Genomic DNA, 20,049 nt, shown 5'->3' with positions numbered 1-20,049 from the left:
GATCACACCCAATAAGCGATCCGGGACCGGAACCGGCTGAAGAAGCCGGCGGTCATGACCAAGCCTCCCGTGGTCATGATGCCCACGATCAGCCAGGAGTGCGGCGCGGTCGGTTCGCCGAGCAATGGTGCCCGGACGATGTCAATGGCGGCAAACAGCGGGTTCATTTCGCCAAGGTGGCGGAACCTGCCCAGATTTTCCACCGGCCAGAAGACCGGGGTGGCGAAAAACACGACCTGCAGCAGGGCGGCCACGATGGGCGGAATGTCGCGGAAGCGGGCGCTGACCATACCCAGCAATAGGCTGATCCAAATGCCGTTGAGACACAGCAGCAGCAGTCCGGGGATGGCCATCAGCGCCTCCCAACCGATGCCGTGACCCATCACCAGGAAGGCGATGGGGATCAGCACCGCGTTGTGGCCCAGGATCAGCAGGTTGCGGAACACACTGCGGAACACATGCACCGTATAGGGCAGCCGCACCTGCTGGATCGCGTGCTGCACCGACATGAACACCTCACAGCCATCGGTGATGACAGAGGAGATGAACTGCCAGGTTAGCAAGCCAACGGCCAGGAACGGCACATAGCGGATGGGGTCGATGTTGAAGAGCTGTGAATAGATCAAGCCCATCGCCGCGATCATGATGGCGGCGCTCAGGGTCAGCCATAAGGGCCCCAGGACGGAACCCCGATACCGCAACACGATGTCCTGCATGGCCATGGCGCGCCAAAGCCAGTGCTTGCTGAGTCCGCTACCCAGGTCTTGAAGGGCCAGCGATCCGCGATTGGGTCTCGCCGACTTGGCGGTTTCGATGGGGTCCGCCTGGGCGGAAAGCGGCTTACCGGCGACGGTCATGTGTAAGACGGCTCCAAAACAAATCTCGCCATGGTCCGGTCACCGGGTTCCGTTTAGTGTGGACGACGGGCGCTGACGCGCCGGAAGACGGGCATGGCGGTCGGCCTGAGGCGGTCCTTCACCGTCGTCCAGGACAGTCTCCCCCCGGGATAGTCCCAGGAGATCCATTTCCAAGACGGCGGTCAGGGGCGTTCTCAACCGCTCAGGGGTTACCATAACCCCCTCGTGCTGATCCATCCTAAAACCTCGAACTCTCCCCGGCGTGGATCGCAGGCCGGAATGCGCGTTGTGGGGGGCTTCCGGACTGAGGGCGGACACTCCACCGGCTCTGTGTGGCTATTCTAAGGCTCTGTCTGCCAACGCCCTTCAATTGAAGGGTTCCCATCGGAAAGGTCGCCGAGAGGGTAGGCAAATGCCTAATTACTGGGCGGTTTCCTCGGCGCGTGCGCCCAGTCTATGAGCATTTTTGCCAAAGTCCCGAGGCGTCAACCTGCTTGCGTCGCGCAAACCCTGGAGTGGCGCTGATTTTGCTAGGACCTCCGGCATGGGTGCCGCATTGCGGCAACACCCGCGCATCAAATTATGTGCGCCGCCGCAAAAATTCGGTCCGGCCCTCGCTTTCTTGTTGGATTTGAAAGACCTTCGGGAGTAGTGGGGCTGCCGCAAACAAAAGCTGCCATGTACCCTTCCCCAGCCGGACCTGGCCTAGGCTTCGAGGCGGGGATGGTGCTACGGGCAACGCAAAAGCAGGTCCGCCAAGGGCCTGGAAAAGTTGAAGGGATCGAGCATGATGAGGGTTGAGAAGAGCCGCGGGCTGAAGTCCGCGCTTATGGGTATGTCGGCTTTTGGCCTGGTCGGTCTGGCTGGCGTGGTCCACGCCGAAGAGGCGTCGGACAAGCTTCAAGAAATTATTGTGTCGGCGGAACGTCGACCGGCGCTGGAGCGTGAAGTGCCCATCGCCGTCACCTCCATCAGCGGCGAGAAGCTGGATGTCCTGAACTCCAGCGGCATGGACATCCGCTTCCTGGCGGCGCGCACGCCCAGCCTGCAGGCGGAGTCGTCATTCGGTCGCACCTATCCGCGCTTCTATATACGCGGCCTGGGCAACGCCGACTTCGATCCCAACGCTTCGCAGCCGGTATCTGTGGTGTTCGACGATGTCGCCATGGAAAACCCCATGCTGAAGGCCTTCCCGGTGTTCGACGTCGGCGCGGTGGAAGTGCTGCGCGGCCCCCAGGGCACGCTGTTCGGCAAGAACACCCCGGCCGGCGTGGTCAAGATCGACAGCGCCAAGCCGACCGACACCTTCAGCGGCTTCTCCGACCTGACCTACGGCAGCTATGACACGGTGAACTTCACCGGCGCCGTCAGCGGCCCCATCGTCAAGAACGTGCTGAAGTACCGCGCCTCGGTGAACATGCAGCGCCGGAACGACTGGGTCCAAAACCAGGACATCAGCACCAAGAACGACACGGACTTCGAGGGCTATCGCGATCTGGCCGGTCGCTTCCAGCTGGAATACACGCCGAATGAGAACCTGGACATCCTGCTGAATGTCCATGGCCGCGAATTGGACGGCTCCGCTCGCCTGTTCCGCGCCAACATCATCAAGAAGGGCACCAACGACCTGGTCGACGGCTTCGATATCGAGAAGGCCAACCAGGATGGCGCCAACCCGCAGAAGCTGAACTCCTTCGGTTCCAACCTGCACGTCGTCTACGACGCTGGCCCGGTGACCATCACCTCGGTCAGCGGGTATGAGCGCGCCAATGTCTTCAGCCGCGGCGACATCGACGGCGGCGTGCCGTCCACCGTGCCGTTCTCGGTGGAGACGGGCGGCTACAACTCCCCGCGTGAGCTGAGCCAGGAAGTGCGCCTGGCCACCAACGACCTGGGCCCCTGGTTGCTGCAGGGGGGCTTGTACTACTTCAACTCCTATATGACCGGTAAGGACTACGACTACGTCACCTCCACCGGCGCCATTGACGACCAGGTCCGCCACAAGGACCGCAGCGAGACCGATGGCATCTTCGGCTCGGTCAAGTACAAGGTCACCGACGCCCTGACCCTGGGCGGCGGCGTGCGCTACTCGCACGACAACAAGTCGGTCGAATCCATTCGCGACTTCGGCTACACCGGCCCCTTGTTCCTGCGCACCAGCGTCAACGGTGGCAACGCCTCCTGGGACGTGTCGGCCGATTACGCCATCACCAGCGACGTGAACGCCTTCGTCCGTGTGGCCACCGGCTATCTGGCGCCGTCCATCCAGGATCGCGTCACCTTCGCCAACGCCACGTCGACCGCCAAGGCCGAGACCACCATCTCCTATGAGGCGGGCATCAAGTCGTCGCTGTTCGACAAGCGCGCCAGCCTCAACCTGACCGGCTACTACTACGACACCAGCGACATGCAGCTGACCGCCGTGGGCGGCGCCAGCAACACCGCCCGTCTGCTGAACGCCGATCACGCCATCGGCTATGGCGTGGAGTTGGAGATCGAGGCGAAGCCGATCGAGCATCTGCTGGTCACCGCCGGCGGCAGCTACAACCACACCGAAATCCAGGATCCGACCGTGTCGGTCGCCACCTGCGGCGGCGGCTGCACTGTGACCAATGCGCTGAACGCGTCGGGCAACGCCCTGCTCAACGGCAACCCGCTGCCCGAGGCGCCGAAGTGGATCCTGAACGCCACCCTGCGCTATGGCGTGCCGGTTGGCGCGGACGGCGAGGTGTTCTTCTACACCGACTGGGCCTACCGCGGCGAAGACAACTTCTTCCTGTACACGGCGAAGGAGTTCACGGGTAAGCCCTTCCTGGATGGCGGCATCCGCATCGGCTACAAGAACGATGCCGGGTACGAGGTCGCGGGCTTCGTCCGCAACGTGCTGGACCAGATTCGCGTCATCGGCGCCATCGACTTCAACAACCTGACGGGCATGGTCAACGAACCCCGCATCTTCGGTGTTCAGGCCAAGTACTCGTTCTAATACCAGTCCAGCGGTCTTTCCCGGCGGCGCGAACCGCCGCCGGGATACCGTGACGGGACCTCATTCGCCGGAACCCCGCCGGCGTGGAGGGGCCCTGGCGCCCCTGAGGGGACTCATGATCCGAATCGCTTTCCTGTTCCGCGCGCTCGCCATGGGCGTGTTGGGCACCTTCGTGCTGGCGCCGCCCGTCGCGCTGGCGACGGAAAAGGTCATCATCGACACCGATATCGGCGATGATATCGACGACGCTTTCGCGCTGGCGCCTGCCCTGACCGATCCGCGCCTGGAGGTCCTGGGCGTCACCGCCGCGTGGGGTGACACGGCCTTGCGCGTGCGCCAGCTGCATCGTCTGCTGGCCATCGCCGGCCGCACCGATATTCCCGTGGCCCAAGGCCCGGCCACCGCCAATACCACGCCGTACACCCAGAAGCGCTGGGCGGAGGCGCAGCCGGCCCCGGTCGCCGCCGTGCCCTCGGCCGTTGACTTCATTCTGGAGCAGGCGCGCCGCTATCCGGGTCAGGTCACCCTGATCTCGCTGGCGCCGCCCAGCACCCTGGGCGCGGTGATCGACCGCGACCCCGCAGGCTTTGCCAAGCTCAAGCGGGTGGTGATGATGGGCGGATCGGTCCATGCCGGCTATGACGACACGGGTTATGGCCCGCTGAAGGGACCGACGCCGGAATACAACATCTATTCCGACATCCCGTCCGCCCGGAAGCTGTTCGCCAGCGGCGTTCCCCTGGTGGTCATGCCGCTGGACAGCACGCGGTTGAAACTGGACGAGGTGAAGCGCGACATCCTGTTTGCCGCCGGCACGCCCATGACTGACGCGCTGGCCCTGATGTACCACCAGTGGCGCCGGCTCAACGGCTGGGGCCAGATCACCCCCACGCTGTTTGACCTGGTGCCCGTGGCCTATGTGCTGGACCCCAAGCTGTGTCCCGCCACGCCCCTGCGCCTGACGGTGGGCCCGAAGGGGGAGACGGTGCCGGCGCCCGGCCCCACCAACATGCAGGTCTGCCTGAAAGAGGATAAGGAAGGCATCCTGGATTTGCTGATGAACAACCTGCTGACCCAGCCCTGAAGGGAACGCCATGCGCCGCTTCGTCCCCGCGCTACTCCTGGGCCTGCTGACGGCCGGCCCGGCGGGCGCGCAGGACACGCATGCGGTGCCTTATGGCAGCTGGAAGCAGCTGATGATCAACAGTCCGCCCTGCCTCACCCCGCGTGAGGCGTGGGAAGGGGGGAACCAGGAGTGCACGGCGGCCGATTATGACGCCTGGCTGGCGGACATCCGCCATTGGCGCCAGGAGCGGCGCATCCGCATCGGCTATGATGCCGCCCGCTATGACGATCCCCGCCTGGCCTGGACGCGGACCAGCTTCGTCCAGACCCAGATGATGGTGGAGGACCGCTATTTCTATGATCCGGTCGCCGGCCGCTACACCGTCGACCGCTATCTGGACGATTTGACGGCCCGTTTCGGCGGCATCGATGCCGTTCTGCTGTGGCCCGACTATCCCAACATGGGCATCGATGATCGCAACCAGCTGGACCAGGTGGCCAACCTGCCGGGTGGGTTGACGGCGGTGAAGGCCATGGTGGCGGACTTCCACCGACGGGGGGTGCGGGTGCTGCTGCCCATGATGATGTGGGACCAGGGAACCCGGGCGCCAGCCCGGCCCTGGCCGCAGGCCATCGCGGACCTCGCCCGGGAGATCGGCATCGACGGCATCAACGGTGACACCCAGGATGGCGTGCCGCTGGCCTTTTCCCTGGCGGCGGACAAGGCCGGCAATCCGCTGGCCTTCCAGCCGGAAGGGGTGATGGCGGATGAGGCGGTGGCCTGGGACCTCATGTCCTGGGGCCAGTACACTTTCACGCCCGTGCCCAAGGTCGACCGCTACAAGTGGCTGGAGACACGCCACATGGTCAACATCTCCGACCGCTGGGCCCGGGACAAGACCGATGACCTGCACTACGCCTTCTTCAATGGCGTGGGATGGGAGGCGTGGGAGAACGTCTGGGGCATCTGGAACGGCATCAGCGCCCGCGATGGCGAGGCCATGCGCCGGGTCGCGACGTTGGAACGGGGCCTTGCCCCCCTGCTGTCCAGCCCGGACTGGCAGCCCTTCTATCCCACGCTGGCCAACGGCGTCTTCGCCAGCCGCTGGCCGGGCGCCGACGGCCGTGTCGCCTGGACCCTCATCAACCGCAACGATCATGCCCTGGACCAGGCGGTGCTGGCCGTCCCCGCCCAGCCGGCGCTGCGCTACTTCGACCTGTACCACGGCGTGGAACTGACGCCGCGGCACCAGGGTGATCAGCTCCTGCTGGCCTTCCCGGTGGAGGCCCAGGGCTTCGGTGCCGTGTTGGCCCTGCCCGGCGCCCCTGATAGCGCCACGGCCGCGCTGATGGGGCGCATGAAGGCGATGACGGCCGTCAACTTGTCGAACCTGCCGCGCGCCTGGGCGCCCTTGCCCCAGCGTCTGGTCGACATCCCGGCCACGGCGCCGGCTGCCGAGGCGCCGCCGGGCATGGTGGAGATTCCGGCCGGTGACTTCACCTTCCGCGTCCAGGGGCTGGAGATCGAGGGGGGCACCGCCGCCGGCGTGGACGTGGCCTATCCCTGGGAGGAGAGCCCCCGCCGCCATCATGAGCATCGCCTGTCCCTCCCGCGCTTCTTCATCGACCGCTTCCCCGTGACGAACGCGGACTTCAAGCGCTTCCTGGATGCCAGCGGCTACCACCCCAAGGACGATCGCAACTTCCTGAAGGACTGGAAGGGGGGCACTTACCCCGCCGGCTGGGATGACCGCCCAGTCACCTGGGTGTCACAGGAGGATGCGCGGGCCTACGCCGCCTGGGCCGGCAAGCGCCTGCCCCATGAGTGGGAATGGCAATACGCCGCACAGGGGCCGGATGGTCGCCGCTATCCCTGGGGCGACGTCTGGCGCGATGACGCCGTGCCGGTACCGGAACGGGGCCGTCTGTCGCGGCCGCCTGACGTCGTGGGCGCGCATCCTGCGGGCGCCAGCCCCTTCGGCGTGCAGGATCTGGTGGGTGCCGTCTGGCAATGGACGGACGAATACCAGGACGAACACACCCGCGCCGCCATCCTGCGCGGTGGCAGCCCCTACCAGCCCCAGGGTTCCATCTGGTACTTCCCGCAGGCCTACCGCAACGACCAGCATGGCAAGCTGCTGCTGATGGCGCCGTCGCGCGACCGCTCCGCCCTGGTGGGTTTCCGTTGCGTCAAGGACGCGGGCTGAGTCCGCGCGAGCCGCTTGACGCGCAAAGACGATTCCGCCCAGCGCGATGCTTTACAGTCCTGGTGGACGCCCCCCATGGCGCTGAGCGATCTGGGCCAGTGTGCCATCCGCCGCCAGGCCCGCCAGCGCCGCCTCTAGCCGTTCCCGGAGGGCGGGATCCAGATGGCGGGAAAAGACCAGGAACTGTTCATCCATCGCCAGGGGGTGGGGCAGGACCCGCACACGCCCGTCCCAGCCATTGCTCTGGATGATTTCAGTCAGCCCGGGGTTGCGGAAGATGAAGAAGCGGCCCCTGCCGCGCATCAGCTTGCGCAGGTTGGTGTCGCTATGGCTGGCCCAGGCGTCGATGTTGCGGTCGCTGATGCCGGCCTGGTGCAGACGATCCAGGAAAGCGGAGCCGGCGTTGACCAGGACCATGTCGTGCCCGTCCGCCAACGCCGCCCGCAGGTCATCGAAGCTCTCGACGGTCGCCGGGTCGTCGACCCGTACGGCCAGCACCGTTTCCAGCCGGATGGCGGCCTGCCGGGAATACAGCAACTGGGCCTCACGCTCCGGCGTGCGATAGTAGCCGCAGTCGGCATCCAGGCGGCCGGCGGCCAGCTCCTGCACGGCCCGGCCATGGGTCAGCCACTGGGTGGACCAGACCAGCCGTACTCCCGCCACCTGGCGCACCAGCGCCAGCATGATTTCCTCGCACATGCTGGGGGACTTGGCGTCCGCCGGGCCATGATAGGGGATCCGGAGGTCCCGCGCCGGCTCATGCACGCCATCGGGCGTGGGGGCGGCTATCGTGTGTTGCCCGCAGGGCGCGCAGGACAAGGCAACCACCAGGGCGCCCGCCCGCCAGGACCACGTCCCGCGCCGCCCTTCTTCCCGTTTCCGTTCCGGATGTCCCCGTCCCATAGGCTACCCCGTCCGCCTGCCGTACACCCTACACCCGGATGCCCCACGACCTTAAGCGCGTCTTCGGTCACGTCATGCCCAGCCGTACCCGCTGCGCCAGGGCGTCCAGCTCGGCGCGGCGGGCGAGGATGGCCCCGTCCAGGGCGGCCACCACCGCGGCACACTCCGGCAGGCTGCGGCGGAGGGCCAGCGTGCGCACCACCGTGCCCAGGAAGGGGCGGACGGTGTAGGCCAACGCGGCGGTCAGCCCCGCGCCGCGGGCCAGATAACTCATTTGCAGCTCATCGTGGACGAAGGCGTCGATGCGGCCGGCGGCCAGCATCTTCAGCACGCTGACGGGGTCGGAGACCCAGGCCATGTTGGCCGCGCCGCGCATGTGTTCCGTCGCCCAGCCATTGCCGACATAGCTGCCCAGGCGGAACGTCGCCAGCTCATCCAGGCTGTCCACGGTCTGCAAGCGGGGATCGTCACGGCGGTGCCAGATGCCGATGTCGCAATTCATCACCGGTTGCTGGCAGAACAGGGCATAGGCGCCGCGCTCCACCGATGGCACTGTGCAGAACCCATCGGCCTGGCCCATGCGCACCATGGCCTGGGCGCGGGCCCAGGGCATCAGGGTGCTGACCTGGGTATAGCCCGCCGCCGCCAGCACCACGTCGACGTCGTCCTTCAACAGGCCGGTGGCGTTGTCGTCGGCATCGGCGAAGCTGAACGGCACCACATTCTCGGCGTAAACGAAGCGCAAGGTGGGGATCGCCGCCCGCGCGGCGGGCCAGCGGCTGAGGCCAAGGGCGCCAGCCCCCAGGAACAGGACCCGGCGATCCAGGGTGATGCCACTCATGACGGCCCCCCCGTGTGTTCGGTCCCGGGTGATCGAAGGCTGGGATGCGCGTCAAAGAAGGTCTGGAGCACGCCACCCTGGAACAGGATATTGGCGGGCGAATCCGTGCGCTCATCCGAACGACTTACCCGGACAGGCTACACGAAAAGGATAGGGGGCGCCACCACCGGTGGCTGTGCTTAGCGCACGGCGTCGGTCATCATGCGCACGAAGCCGTCGCGGTCGGCGCGCTTGATCACCCGCATGTTCGGGACCTGCGGCGCCAGGTCCGGGTCAGCGTCGGCGGCATCGGGCAGGATGGCGGACGACACGCTGGAATAGCCGCGGGTCAGGGTGCCCGCCGTCTCCACATCCACCACGCAGTCCTCCGCCTCCAGCACCAGGCTTTCATCCAGGGCGCAGGCGCAGGTCAGGGCGTCGGGATGGATGCTGCCGTCGATGCGCTGGCGATCGCGGGAGAAGGCGAGGCTGTCGCGGTTCACACGGGTGAAGAACCGCGAGACCGGCGTGTCCAGGGCGGCGATGGCGTCCAGTTCCGCGCTGGTGATCACGCCCTCCACCATGGATCGGGTCCAGGTCAGTAGGCTGGCCTTGAAGCCGGCGTTGACCACGATCTTGGCGGCTTCGGGATCGACATAGAAATTGAACTCGGCGGCACTGGTGACGTTGCCCACGGCGTTGTCGGTGCCGCCCATGATCCACAGGTGCTTGGCGGCCTGGGCGATGGCCGGCTCCTTCATCACCGCCAGCGCCAGGTTGGTCAGCGGCGCCTGGGCGATGATGGTGACCTCACCCGGGTGGGCCATGACGGTGTCGATGATGGCGTCGACGGCGTGGCGGGTTTCCGGCCGCTGCTTGGCCGGCGGATAGTTGGCGTCGCTCATGCCGTCCTTGCCGAAGACGTAGGCCGCGTCCAGTGGCTTGCGCATCATCGGCAGGCGGGCGCCCGGATAGACCGGCACTTCGCCCGAGCGGCCGGCTGCCTCCACCGTGTACAGCGCGTTCTCCACGCACTGGTCGAACGTCACGTTACCGTGGCAGATGGTGATGGCGTCCAACTGGACCTTGGGATTGCGCAGGGCCAGCAGCAGGGAGAAGGCGTCGTCGCCGGCGGTGTCGGTGTCGATCAGAAGGCGCATGGCCACGGACTCTCTCGTCATAACTCAGGTGGGGAGAACTCAGGCAGGGAGAACTCAGCTGGGAGATTGGGGCGTGGTTTTAGGGTGGTGGCCCTGGCCCCACAAGCCGCTTTCGGTTTCGGTGGCCACCGCCGCCTCGAAATCGTTGAAATCAGCCTCCAGGCGCCATTGCAGGGCGGCTTTGGGGCTCTGGTCCAGGAAGGCCCGGCAGGGGGCCGTCGGGGTGCCGCCGGGTGCCGCGCCGGCGCAGGCGGCCGCCAATTGGCCCGGTGTCGCCCATAGGCTGGCGCCGGGCAGGAAGGCGTGCTCCAGCCCATTGCGGGAGAAGGCCTTCAGCGTGGCGTAGTCCAGGGCGTAGGTCTCCGCCGCCCGACCATACTCGTGCGTCAGGTCGATGCGCGACACGCCCTCGTCATCGGTGGACAGCGCCAGCGGCACGCTGAAGGCGCGGTAGGTGGTGATGGGATGGTCGCGGCCAGACACACCCAGGATGACGTCGTTGCTGGTCAGGTTGATCTCCACCAGCACGCCCCGCTCCGCCATGGTGCGCAGAAGCTGCTGGGCGCCGGTCTCCTGGCCGATGTCCACGCCGTGGCCGATGCGCTTGGCGCCCGCCACCTCCACCGCCAGGCGGATGTGGTCGCGCAAATCCTCCGGTGGCACCAGGCCCAGCGTCAGCTCGCCGGCATGCAGCGACAGGTTGGCCGCGGGATAGCGGGCACCCAGGTATTGCAGCGCCCGCATGTGCAGGCCGTAGTCACGCAAGCTGACCGGGTTGTCCTCCGGTGCCACCAGGTTGATGCCGACGAAGCGGGGGTCGGCGGCGGTCAGGGCATAGCCGTAGAGGCTCTGCGCGAACACCTGCGGCGCCGGCAGCACCCGGATGACCTGGGCCAGATAGCGGATTTGCACGGCGCAGCCGGGCTGGGCCTCGGCCGTGCCGCAGCGCAGGATCTGGCGCATGCGCGCCTCGGCCGCGTCGGTGTCGGCCTTGGCGGCGGCGATCACGGCCGGCAGGCCGGGCTCCACCGCCGTGCGCCAGGCGTCGAACGTCGCGGTGTCCCCGGCGGTCGCCCCGGGCGCCGGGGTGCCCAGTTTGGCCGCCAGGCCGGCGGCTTGGGACATGCCGTTGGACCACATCAGTTCCAGGTACAGCACGTGGCTGGCGGCGGCGCGGTTGGCGGCTTCCGCCAGCATCTCGCCCACGTGGGTTTTCACCGCCGGTTCGAATTTGGCGAAGGTATCGAAGAAATGGTCGTGGCCGGACTCGGCGCCCGGCACGAAGCCGCGCATGGACAGGGTGTTGATCAGGCGGTTGTACAGGCCGACATCGCGCCGCGCGTCCGCCGCGGGCACCAGGCCGCCGGTGCAGGGGGCGGGTTTCAGCACCAGGGCCTTGGGCTCGACGCAGGCGCTTCCCGCCGCCGCCCAGTCCACCATGTTCTCGGCATAGATGCCGCCTGTCAGGTGGTTGTGCAGGTCCGCCCCCTTGGGCATGCGGCGCAGGAACATGGCCAGACGCACGGGATCCGACCGCAGATGGCTGAACAGGTCGGCGGTCTTGGCTTCCGCTGTCAGGGCCGGGGGCGCCACCACCATTGGCGCGGATGGGGGTACCACCGCCGGCCCGGCGCCTGGTCCACCTTCTGCCGCGCATGCGGTCACCAGCAGGCTGGCTGCCGCCAGCATCAGACGGCGCCCCGATATCCCGGTGCGTCCCCGTCGGGTGCGGAATCCCCCCATGCTCATACCCCATGCCCCTTATCGTTCTGACCACCCATGGCGCACCCCGCCGGATGGGACAGGGTCAGGCCGTCGGCACACCAGGGGCGGGGGCCGCGGGCGGTTATGCCGTTGCCACTCCAGGGCATTATGGCGGTGGACGGCCAGGCATGCCACCCGGCAAATCCGGGAAGACTTTCAAGCCGGCGACGGGGGCGGCGATAGCCGGGGGCTATGGAAACGCTGTGTTGAACCTTAACCGTTGGTCGCTAAACTTCCGGTCGTAGGGGGCGCCGTCCCCAGCCTTGAAGCCAGCCGTCAGGAGGTTACCGGTGCGTATCCTTTCCGCTTTCGCCCTTTGCGTCCCCGTCGCCCTTCCCCTGCTGCTGGCCTTGCCGGCGGTGGCGCAGACATCTCCTCAGCCCGATCCCGACAAGAAGGCGGTCATCCAGCAGCAGAAGGAGAATGAGGACGCGGAGACCCTGTGCCGGGTCATTAAAGAGAAGGCCGATTACGAGAAGTGCCTGGAGCTGTATTTCCTGGACCAGGATCAGTTCCGCGCCTTCCTCGACGCGCACAAGCCCAAGCCGTCGCCCAAGGGCTGAGCCAGGGGGCTCCATCATGAACAGGTTACGAGCGGGATGCGATCACAGGTGATCGCATCCCGCTAAAAGGATACGGCCGCCACGGGGATGGTCCTCGGGCGGCCGCCGTCATCGCGCGCCTATCAGAACTTGTAGCTGACGCGGCCGTAGTAGAAAGCCCCGTTGAAACCGAAGGGCGAGTAGTTGCTGTAGGGATAGATGCCGCTGGTGCTGTTGGCGGCGATGACCTTGTCGGGATAGACATCGAACACGTTGTCCGCCCCGACGGTGACGCCGATGGCGTCGGTCACCTGATAGCTGATGGCGATATCGGTGATCCACTTGGCGCCATAGGTCTGGTCCAGCGCCGGGTTGCTGCTGTCCAGCGACGTGGTGCTGCCATACCGGGTGGTGCGCACCGTGGTCGACAGCTTGTCCCAGTCATAGGTGGCCGCCAGGTTCAGCTTGTTCTTGGGCTGGCCCTTTTCGATGCGCCCCTTCTCCGACCGGCCGAAGCGGAAGACGGTGGTGCCCAGGCTGGCCAACTGCGACGGATTGCCCTCAACCCGCGTCACTTCCGTGTCGTTCAGGTTCAGGCCGGCGGTCAGCGACAGGCTGCCGACATCGCCCAGGTCGATGGCGTAGCGGCCGACGATATCCACACCCCGCGTGCGGGTGTCGACGGCGTTGGTGAAGAACCGGCCGCCGCCGACGCCGGTGACGCCGTTGGCCGCCAGCAACTTCACCACCGCCGCGCCGGTCAGGTTCTCGGACAGCACGATGCGGTCATCGATGTCGATCTGGTAGAAATCCACAGTGGCGTAAAAGTTGTCCGCCGGGCGAAACACCAGGCCGGCGCTGTAGTTGGTGGATTTCTCCGGCTTCAGCGGCTCGGCCCCCAGCGCCTTGGCCGCCGGATCGGTGACCGGGAAGGTGCGCACGTCATAGGGCACGCTGTTGATGAACACCGTGCTGGTGGCGGAGTAGTGCGATTGCGCCAAGGAGGGCGCGCGGAAGCCGGTGCTGACGGCGCCGCGCACCGACAGGAACGAGATCAGGTCGTACTTGGCCGACAGCTCGCCATTGGTGGTGTCGCCGAAGTCGCTGTAATGCTCGTATCGGCCAGCCAGGTTGACCAGGAAATCGGGCGTCAGCTTGGTTTCCAGCTCGGCATAGGTGCCGACGCTGCCCCGGCTGTTGGTGCCGGCGTCAGCGGGCTCGAACCCTGGGAAGACCTGGGCGCCGGGGGCGGCCGGCGTCCCCTTGGACGGGCCGTCCAGCACCGGCACCCCACCGTTGATGTAGCTGGCGGGTTCGCCGGCCTTGATGGTGTAGTCCTCGCGCCGCACCTCCGTGCCCAAGGCGATGGAGAGCGTGTCGGGCAGGAAGCCGACATGGGCCAGCTTGCGGACATCCAGGTTGCCGACCAGGTCGTCCGATACCAGCTCACCGGCGTAGAAGCTGCGCGGGCTGGCCGTGCCCAGGGACACGTTGACCGAATTCTCCACGCCATAGTCGAAGCGGTTGCGGCCATAGTCGACGCTCAGGTCATAGGTCCAGTCGTCGGGCAGGTCGCCGCGCACGCCCACCGTGGTGGACAGGTCCAACTGCTTGGAGGTGATGTAGGGCAGGTAGCCATCGGGCGTCAGGGCCCGCACCGTGCGCGCGTCCAGCGCCCGGCGGTAGAAGCCGGCGCTCTGCCCGTCACGTTGTCCCAGGCTGGCGAAGGCGTAGATCTCCGCCTTGTCGCTCACCGGCAGGCTGGCGTTCAGGAAAAGGTTGTATTCCTTGTCCAGCGGATCGCCGAAGCGGCTGTCATGGCGGTTGAACGTGGCTTCGCGCGGGTCGCCCGCCGTCAGATATTGCTGGCGCGGGTCATCGCCCGAACGGTCGGTGGGGCGCGACCGATGCGCCTCCGCTGACAGGGTGACGTAGCCGTTGCGCGGCAGGGGCAGGCCGACATTGGCCTCCACCCGGCCGGTCTGGCCGTCGCCGGCGCCGTATTCGCCATATTCCACGGCGGCGCTGCCGCCGCTGTCCTGGCCCCTCAGGCGGATGTTGATCACGCCGGCGATGGCGTCGGAGCCATACTGGGCGGCGGCGCCGTCGCGCAGCACCTCGATCTTTTCAATGGCGATGGACGGGATGGTGTTCAGATCCACGGCATCGGACCCGCGGCCCACGCTGCCGTTCAGGTTCAGCACGGCGCTGACATGACGGCGTTTGCCGTTGACCAGCACCAGGGTCTGGTCGGGGCTCAGGCCGCGCAGGGTGGCGGGGCGGACATGGTCGGTGCCGTCGGTGTTGGCCGGCTGCGGGAAGTTGAAGCTGGGCACCAGCGCCCGGAGCATCTGGGTGGTCTGCACCAGGCCCGTCTTCTCCAGTTCCTCCACCGGCAGCACGTCGATGGGCACGGGGGAGGATGCGACGGTGCGGTCGCTGCGCCGCGTGCCTGTCACCACCACCTCGTCCAGGTCGCTTAAGGTGCTATTGGCGCTGGTGGCCTGGGGGGAGGGCTCCGCCGCCTGGGCGGCGAGGGCAAGAAAGGGGGCGCCCAGGATCAGCGCCAGGGCGGTGGCCGCCGGACGGCGGCGGGGCAGGATGATGGACATGAATGAAGGCTCCCATGAGGTTATCACCGTCCGGTGCCGTTCTGGAAGGGCGTCCGGACGAGGCGTCGTCACCACGCGCCCACCCGGATCACGGGAAGGAGCAATAACAACACTTTTTTTCTGTGCATAATTTAATTCAACAACCACAAAAAGCATGGACCGATGTGCGATAGTCCTGCAAGTGTCGATCGCATCGTTTGGCGGGCGGGGGTGCCATGCCCGAATGGTATAGACGTCAGGCCTTTCGGCTGATCCCCGGGCTTTTTCATTTCACGTTATGGATAATGTGTTATGTAAGCCAAACGTCGCTTGACAGCGGGGTGGCGGCCATTGAGCATGGGGACCAACTTGGGCCGCCTCTCTGGCGCCGGGCAGGAACACCCTATGACGACACGGCCGACCATCGCCATCATCGGCGCGGGCTTCAGCGGCTCATTGCTGGCCTTGCACCTTCTTTCCCGTGGGGTCGACTGTCCCCGCGTGCTGCTGATCGAACGCGCCTCCGATTTCGGGCGCGGCCTCGCATACGCCACCGGCAATCCCGCCCATCTGCTGAATGTGCGCGCCGGCAACATGAGCGCGTTCCCGGACCAGCCGGAACATTTCCTGTCCTGGCTGCGCGCCCAGGGCGACGCCGTCCCCGGGGCCGAGGGGGCGGGGCCCGCCAGCTTCGTCGCCCGGCAGACCTACGGCCATTACCTGCAGAAGCTGGTGTCGGACGCGGCCAAGCAGTCGCGCTCGGCCGGTCGCCTCATCTTGGTGCCGGACACCGCCGTCGCCCTGCGGCGGGAGGGAGAGCGCATGGTGGTGCGCCTGGATGTGGGCCGTGAATACACCCTGGACGCCGCGGTCCTGGCCATCGGCAACTTCCCGCCCCAGCCGCCGCATCTGTTTGACGGTTCCTTCTTCCGCTCGCCCCGCTTCCATCCCGATCCCTGGGCGCCCAGCGTCGCCCGGGACATTGGCGTGCGTGACAGCGTGCTGGTCATCGGCACCGGGCTCACCATGGTGGATACCGTGCTGTCGTTGCGCGCGCGCGGCCACCAGGGGCAGATCGTGGCGCTGTCGCGGCGTGGTCTGCTGCCCCGTCGCCATACCGACGCCGCCCCCCATGTCGTGCCGCCGCCGCCGGACATGCCGGCCTCGCTGTCCCGCATCCTGGCCCATGTGCGGCGTACCGTCCGTCAGGAACAAGCCGCCGGGCGAGCCTGGCAACCGGTGATCGACAGCCTGCGGCCCCGAACCGTCGCCTACTGGCAGGCCCTGCCGCTGGTGGAGCGCAAGCGCTTCCTGCGCCATTTGCGGCCTTGGTGGGATGTGCACCGCCACCGCCTGGCGCCATCGGTGGCCACGCAGCTGACCGCCTTGCAGGCGACGGGCGCGCTGATCGTCACCGCGGGCCGCCTGCAGAGGATAGAGGAGGTCCCGGACGCCGTGCAGGGCCGGGTGCGGGTGACTTACCGCCCCCGTAATGAGGCATCGGACATCACCTTCCCAGTGGACCAGGTCATCAACTGTTCCGGACCCTGCTGCGACATCCTGCGGGTGACCGACCCGCTGGTCCGCGATCTGCTGGCCCAGGGCACCATCCGCCCCGATCCCCTGCATCTGGGGCTGGATGTGGATGTGGAGGCGCGGGTGCTGGACGCCGGCGGCCGGCCTGTCGCCGGGCTTTACGCCATCGGTCCGGTCACCCGCGGCACGTTCTGGGAAATGACGGCGGTGCCGGATATCCGGATGCAGGCGGCGACGTTGGCTCAGCACATCAGCGCCTATATCGATCGCCATGTCCGTGTCGCGGCGGATGCCTGAGCGGTTGCCCAATGCCTGCCCTGGCTGTGGACCGCGCATACCTGATCATGATGGTTCGACCGATTCGGTCATTGATCAATAGCCAACCGTTCCCAAGTACCATCATGGTTTTGGAGAGGACCCGGGCGGCCGTTTCCCGTGGCATGATATAGGGCGGTGGTGTGGCATGACGTGTGAGGCCTGTCTGGAGGGGACCGAACTTCCCTTCTCTTTTTCCATGGCCTTCCAACCCATCGTGGATTTGTCCAGCCGAAGCATCTTCGCGTATGAGGCCCTGGTCCGCGGGCCGGACGGGCAGTCTGCCGCCTCCGTGCTGGGCCAGGTCGATGCCGGCAACCGATACGCCTTCGACCAGGCCTGCCGTGTGAAGGCGATAGAACTGGCGGCCCGGTTGGGGCTGCCGGCCACCTCCGCGAAGCTGTCCATCAATTTCATGCCGGCCGCCGTCTACCGGCCCGAGAATTGCCTGCGGACCACCCTGCGCACCAGCCGCCGGGTGGGCATGCCGCTTGATCGGTTGATGTTCGAGGTAACGGAGAACGAGCCGGTACAGGATCCGGCCCATTTGCTGGGCATTTTCCAGGAATACCAGCGTCAGGGGTTCATTTCCGCCATTGACGACTTCGGCGCCGGCTATGCCGGCCTCAACCTGCTGGCCAAGTTCCAGCCCCAGGTCATCAAGCTGGACATGGAACTGACCCGGGACATCCATGAACGCTTCGTGGCGCGCACGATCGTCAGCGCCATCCTGCAAGTCTGCCGCACCTTGAACATCACCACCATCGCGGAAGGGGTGGAGACGGAGGCCGAGCTTCAGGCGCTGCGCGACATGGGCATGACCCTGTTCCAGGGCTATCTCTTCGCCCGGCCCGGGTTCGAGGCCCTGCCCATGCCCGTCGGGCTTTAAGCGGTCCGCCGCCCAGCTTTGATGGGGCGTGTCAGGCCGGTGGCGGCCAGCTTTCGCGGCGCAGCGCCGTCCGCAAGCTGAAGGCCAGCAGGCCGGCCGACAGCAGGAAGAAGAAGACGGCGTGCGGTTCCAGCCACGTGCCGGCGATCGCGGCGAAGGCGACGCAACTGGCCATCCACGCCACCAGCCCGCCGGCGCTGAGCCAGGCCAGCGCGCGATCGGCCGGCCTACCGCTGCGCAGCAGGTTCACCGCCCCCAGCAGAATGACGAGCACGCTGGCGCATAGCGACCACAGCAGCACGATGGGCTGGTCGCCATAGGCGCGGAAGGAGCCGGCGGTGTGCCCGCCTGCCCCCAGGATCAACAGCACCGCCAGAACGCGGTCCACCCTCTTGCCCATTGTCGCCCCCCGTTTGGGCCCCCCGTTTGGTCGGTGCCGTCCTTCAGCGGTTCGCCGCCACGCCATACAGGTCCAGGATGCCGGCCCAGCCGCCATCCACCTTGCCGCGCAGCCGCGCCCCATTCTCCAGGCCGAAGCGCTCCAGGTCGCGGTGTTCCAACGTCACCCGGGTCAGGGAGGCGTCAAGTTCGGTGAAGGTCACCTCCACCTCCGAATAGGTGTCGGTGCGATACTGGAAATCGCCGTCCAGATGCCAGCTCAGCACCAGGCGTGCTGGCGGCTCCCACGCCAGCACGCGGCCCCAGTCGCATTCCGACCCATCATCGCCCACCTCGTACCAGCGGCCGTCCACCTTCGGCTCGATGACTGCGTTCACCATGGGCGTTTTGCCGATGTGATGGGTGGACGGCCACCAGCTGCTGAAACGGGTGGTGAAGACCTGGAAGGCGTGGGCCTGGCTGGCCCTCACCTGGACCGTCTTCACGACGGGGGCGATGGCGATGGTGCGCGTCTCGGCAGGCGTCATGGCGGTGATTCCCTGATTAGGGGTTATCGGCGGTCCTTTCCGCCTCGGCCGCGAAAGCGTCGAGCGCGGTATCCCAGAACTGGTCCAGCCAGCGGCGCAATGCGCCCAGGCCGTGCGGGTCGATGTGATAGATGCGGCGGGTCCCCTCGGCATGGTCGGTCACCAGGCCGGCATCCTTCAGCACCTTCAGATGTTGCGACACCGCCGGCCGGCTGATGGGCAGGTGGCGGGCCAGCTCCCCCACCGGCTGCGGCCCCGCCCGCAACCGCTCGAACACCGCCCGCCGGGTGGGATCGGCCAGGGCGGTCAAGGCTTGTTCGTAAGACATGACTTACGGTAAGTCATGACGAACGGAAGAGTCAAGAGAGATGACCCACCCAGGTGCGCGGCTGCCATCAGGCGGCGGTCCAGGGATTCAGGATTGGCTGCTTCAGCAGACCGAAGTCGGCCACATTGCGCGTCACCAGGGTCAGGTCATGCACTTCTGCCGTCGCGGCGATGAAGGCGTCCATGACACTGATCGACCGGCCGGAGGCTTGCCCCCGCGCCACGATAACGCCCCAGGCATCGGCCACGGCGCTATCGATGGCCAGGATGCGCTGGTCGAAGCGCAGCGGCAGGTCATCCTTCAGCCAGATGTCCAGGCGATCCCGGCGTTGGCTGGGCACCAGTCGCTGCATGCCCTGGCGCAGTTCCGCCAGGGTTGCGACACTCAGATGGACGCGATCTTCATCCACCGTGGCCAGCCATTGCATGACGCCTGCGTCCGGACGGGGTTTCACCCACTCCGACACGACGTTGGTGTCCAGCAGATAGTTCAAAGATCGGTCTCACGAGGGCGCTCCGGCGTGCGCTCCACGGACAAGCCGGAATCCGGCAAGGGGGACGCGGCGAAAAACTCGGCCAGATTGCCCACCCGTTTCGTCTTGCGCTCCCACTCTTCGGCGGAAACGATGACGGCGGTGGTTCGGCCGTTACGGGAGATCACTTGCGGTGTGCCGGCGGCCGCACGGTCGATCACCTCGCTGAACTTGGCTTTCGCTTCCGCGACGGTCCAGGTCTTCATGGCGCGATCCCTTCGATGACCATATTGGTCAATATGGTCATTTTCGCCGATGGCCGCAAGTCGCCCGGGGCATGTCAAAAACCGATAGCCATCGCCGCCGGTCATCCCGTAAGACAGCCGGCATGATCCTCGATATCCTCGCCGCCGTGGGCCTGCTGGCCATCCTCGCCATCTGCGTCCATGGCCTGCGCACGGCCAGGGTCCGCAAGGGCTTCCTGCTGATGGGCGGCGTGACGGTGCTGGCGCTGGCGGCGCTGGTGGCCGATCCCCTGCTTGACAGCGGTCCCCTGCATGGCGCCCGGCTGGGCGCGCTCATCCTGGGCGCGCTGGGCCTGATCAACGGCGCCCTGGTCCTGGCGCAGATCGTCAGCGGCAAGCCCTGGAAGCCGCGCCGGCCCCGGCTGTGAGGGCAGCGCCTGCGC

18 protein-coding genes are annotated in these 20,049 nt (G+C 66.8%); 7 read left to right on the top strand and 11 right to left on the bottom strand.

The window, feature by feature from the left end:
* Positions 1–2 precede the first annotated feature (2 nt).
* Complete coding sequence (locus FHS74_RS16795; RefSeq protein WP_184802610.1) at positions 3–857, bottom strand: ABC transporter permease; 855 nt, start codon at positions 855–857, stop codon at positions 3–5.
* Between the two features lie 829 nt (positions 858–1,686).
* On the opposite strand from FHS74_RS16795, the gene FHS74_RS16790 reads away from it, so the two are divergent.
* The 3 genes from FHS74_RS16790 (at position 1,687) to FHS74_RS16780 (ending at position 7,115) form a co-directional block, all read left to right on the top strand.
* Positions 1,687–3,843, top strand: a complete 2,157-nt coding sequence (locus FHS74_RS16790) for a TonB-dependent receptor (protein ID WP_246463189.1) — start codon at positions 1,687–1,689, stop codon at positions 3,841–3,843.
* Between the two features lie 115 nt (positions 3,844–3,958).
* Complete coding sequence (locus FHS74_RS16785) at positions 3,959–4,927, top strand: nucleoside hydrolase (RefSeq protein WP_184802607.1); 969 nt, start codon at positions 3,959–3,961, stop codon at positions 4,925–4,927.
* A 10-nt stretch (positions 4,928–4,937) separates the two neighbouring features.
* Positions 4,938–7,115 (top strand): formylglycine-generating enzyme family protein, encoded by a 2,178-nt coding sequence (locus FHS74_RS16780; RefSeq protein WP_184802605.1) that lies wholly within the window; start codon positions 4,938–4,940, stop codon positions 7,113–7,115.
* A gap of 51 nt (positions 7,116–7,166) precedes the next feature.
* Here the strand turns inward: FHS74_RS16780 and FHS74_RS16775 are convergent, their stop codons facing one another.
* The 4 genes from FHS74_RS16775 to FHS74_RS16760 all read right to left on the bottom strand — a co-directional run bounded on the left by FHS74_RS16775 (position 7,167) and on the right by FHS74_RS16760 (position 11,687).
* Positions 7,167–7,943, bottom strand: a complete 777-nt coding sequence (locus FHS74_RS16775; RefSeq protein WP_184802596.1) for a transporter substrate-binding domain-containing protein — start codon at positions 7,941–7,943, stop codon at positions 7,167–7,169.
* A 142-nt stretch (positions 7,944–8,085) separates the two neighbouring features.
* The gene (locus tag FHS74_RS16770; protein WP_184802594.1) at positions 8,086–8,859 is read right to left on the bottom strand and encodes a substrate-binding periplasmic protein; all 774 of its coding nucleotides are present in this window, start codon (positions 8,857–8,859) and stop codon (positions 8,086–8,088) included.
* Between the two features lie 179 nt (positions 8,860–9,038).
* Entirely contained in the window at positions 9,039–9,998 is a 960-nt protein-coding gene (locus tag FHS74_RS16765; RefSeq protein ID WP_184802842.1) for a nucleoside hydrolase, read from the bottom strand.
* A 54-nt stretch (positions 9,999–10,052) separates the two neighbouring features.
* Positions 10,053–11,687, bottom strand: a complete 1,635-nt coding sequence (locus tag FHS74_RS16760; RefSeq protein WP_246463188.1) for an adenosine deaminase family protein — start codon at positions 11,685–11,687, stop codon at positions 10,053–10,055.
* A gap of 365 nt (positions 11,688–12,052) precedes the next feature.
* Between FHS74_RS16760 and FHS74_RS16755 the strand changes: the two genes are divergently transcribed.
* Positions 12,053–12,325 carry a hypothetical protein gene (locus FHS74_RS16755; protein WP_184802592.1) on the top strand — a complete coding sequence of 91 codons (273 nt, stop codon included), beginning with the start codon at positions 12,053–12,055 and terminating at the stop codon, positions 12,323–12,325.
* Between the two features lie 122 nt (positions 12,326–12,447).
* Here the strand turns inward: FHS74_RS16755 and FHS74_RS16750 are convergent, their stop codons facing one another.
* Complete coding sequence (locus tag FHS74_RS16750; RefSeq protein ID WP_246463187.1) at positions 12,448–14,916, bottom strand: TonB-dependent receptor plug domain-containing protein; 2,469 nt, start codon at positions 14,914–14,916, stop codon at positions 12,448–12,450.
* Between the two features lie 384 nt (positions 14,917–15,300).
* Between FHS74_RS16750 and FHS74_RS16745 the strand changes: the two genes are divergently transcribed.
* Together FHS74_RS16745 and FHS74_RS16740 are read left to right on the top strand one after the other, a co-directional pair.
* Positions 15,301–16,728 carry an FAD/NAD(P)-binding protein gene (locus FHS74_RS16745; RefSeq protein WP_184802590.1) on the top strand — a complete coding sequence of 476 codons (1,428 nt, stop codon included), beginning with the start codon at positions 15,301–15,303 and terminating at the stop codon, positions 16,726–16,728.
* A gap of 166 nt (positions 16,729–16,894) precedes the next feature.
* Positions 16,895–17,635: an EAL domain-containing protein gene (locus FHS74_RS16740; RefSeq protein WP_184802589.1), complete on the top strand. Its 741-nt coding sequence runs from the start codon at positions 16,895–16,897 to the stop codon at positions 17,633–17,635.
* 31 nt (positions 17,636–17,666) lie between these two features.
* Here FHS74_RS16740 and FHS74_RS16735 read toward each other — a convergent pair whose 3' ends face one another.
* From FHS74_RS16735 to FHS74_RS16715, 5 genes are all read right to left on the bottom strand, one after another.
* Complete coding sequence (locus FHS74_RS16735; protein ID WP_184802587.1) at positions 17,667–18,035, bottom strand: hypothetical protein; 369 nt, start codon at positions 18,033–18,035, stop codon at positions 17,667–17,669.
* A gap of 43 nt (positions 18,036–18,078) precedes the next feature.
* Positions 18,079–18,561 carry an SRPBCC family protein gene (locus tag FHS74_RS16730; protein ID WP_184802585.1) on the bottom strand — a complete coding sequence of 161 codons (483 nt, stop codon included), beginning with the start codon at positions 18,559–18,561 and terminating at the stop codon, positions 18,079–18,081.
* A 16-nt stretch (positions 18,562–18,577) separates the two neighbouring features.
* Positions 18,578–18,889 carry an ArsR/SmtB family transcription factor gene (locus FHS74_RS16725; RefSeq protein ID WP_184802583.1) on the bottom strand — a complete coding sequence of 104 codons (312 nt, stop codon included), beginning with the start codon at positions 18,887–18,889 and terminating at the stop codon, positions 18,578–18,580.
* Positions 18,890–18,956: 67 nt separating this feature from the next.
* Positions 18,957–19,382, bottom strand: coding sequence for a type II toxin-antitoxin system VapC family toxin (locus FHS74_RS16720; protein WP_184802581.1), 426 nt, complete (start codon positions 19,380–19,382; stop codon positions 18,957–18,959).
* Positions 19,379–19,627 carry a type II toxin-antitoxin system Phd/YefM family antitoxin gene (locus tag FHS74_RS16715; RefSeq protein ID WP_184802579.1) on the bottom strand — a complete coding sequence of 83 codons (249 nt, stop codon included), beginning with the start codon at positions 19,625–19,627 and terminating at the stop codon, positions 19,379–19,381. Before FHS74_RS16715 ends, FHS74_RS16720 begins: the two co-directional genes overlap by 4 nt.
* Before the next feature lie 122 nt (positions 19,628–19,749).
* Between FHS74_RS16715 and FHS74_RS16710 the strand changes: the two genes are divergently transcribed.
* Positions 19,750–20,034 (top strand): hypothetical protein, encoded by a 285-nt coding sequence (locus tag FHS74_RS16710; protein ID WP_184802577.1) that lies wholly within the window; start codon positions 19,750–19,752, stop codon positions 20,032–20,034.
* Positions 20,035–20,049 lie beyond the last annotated feature (15 nt).

It is taken from the genome of Nitrospirillum iridis (assembly GCF_014205765.1).
GTDB classification, from domain to species: Bacteria; Pseudomonadota; Alphaproteobacteria; order Azospirillales; family Azospirillaceae; genus Nitrospirillum; species Nitrospirillum iridis.
Note: the sequence above shows the minus strand (reverse complement) of the source record. Positions and strands in the feature narration are given on the sequence as shown.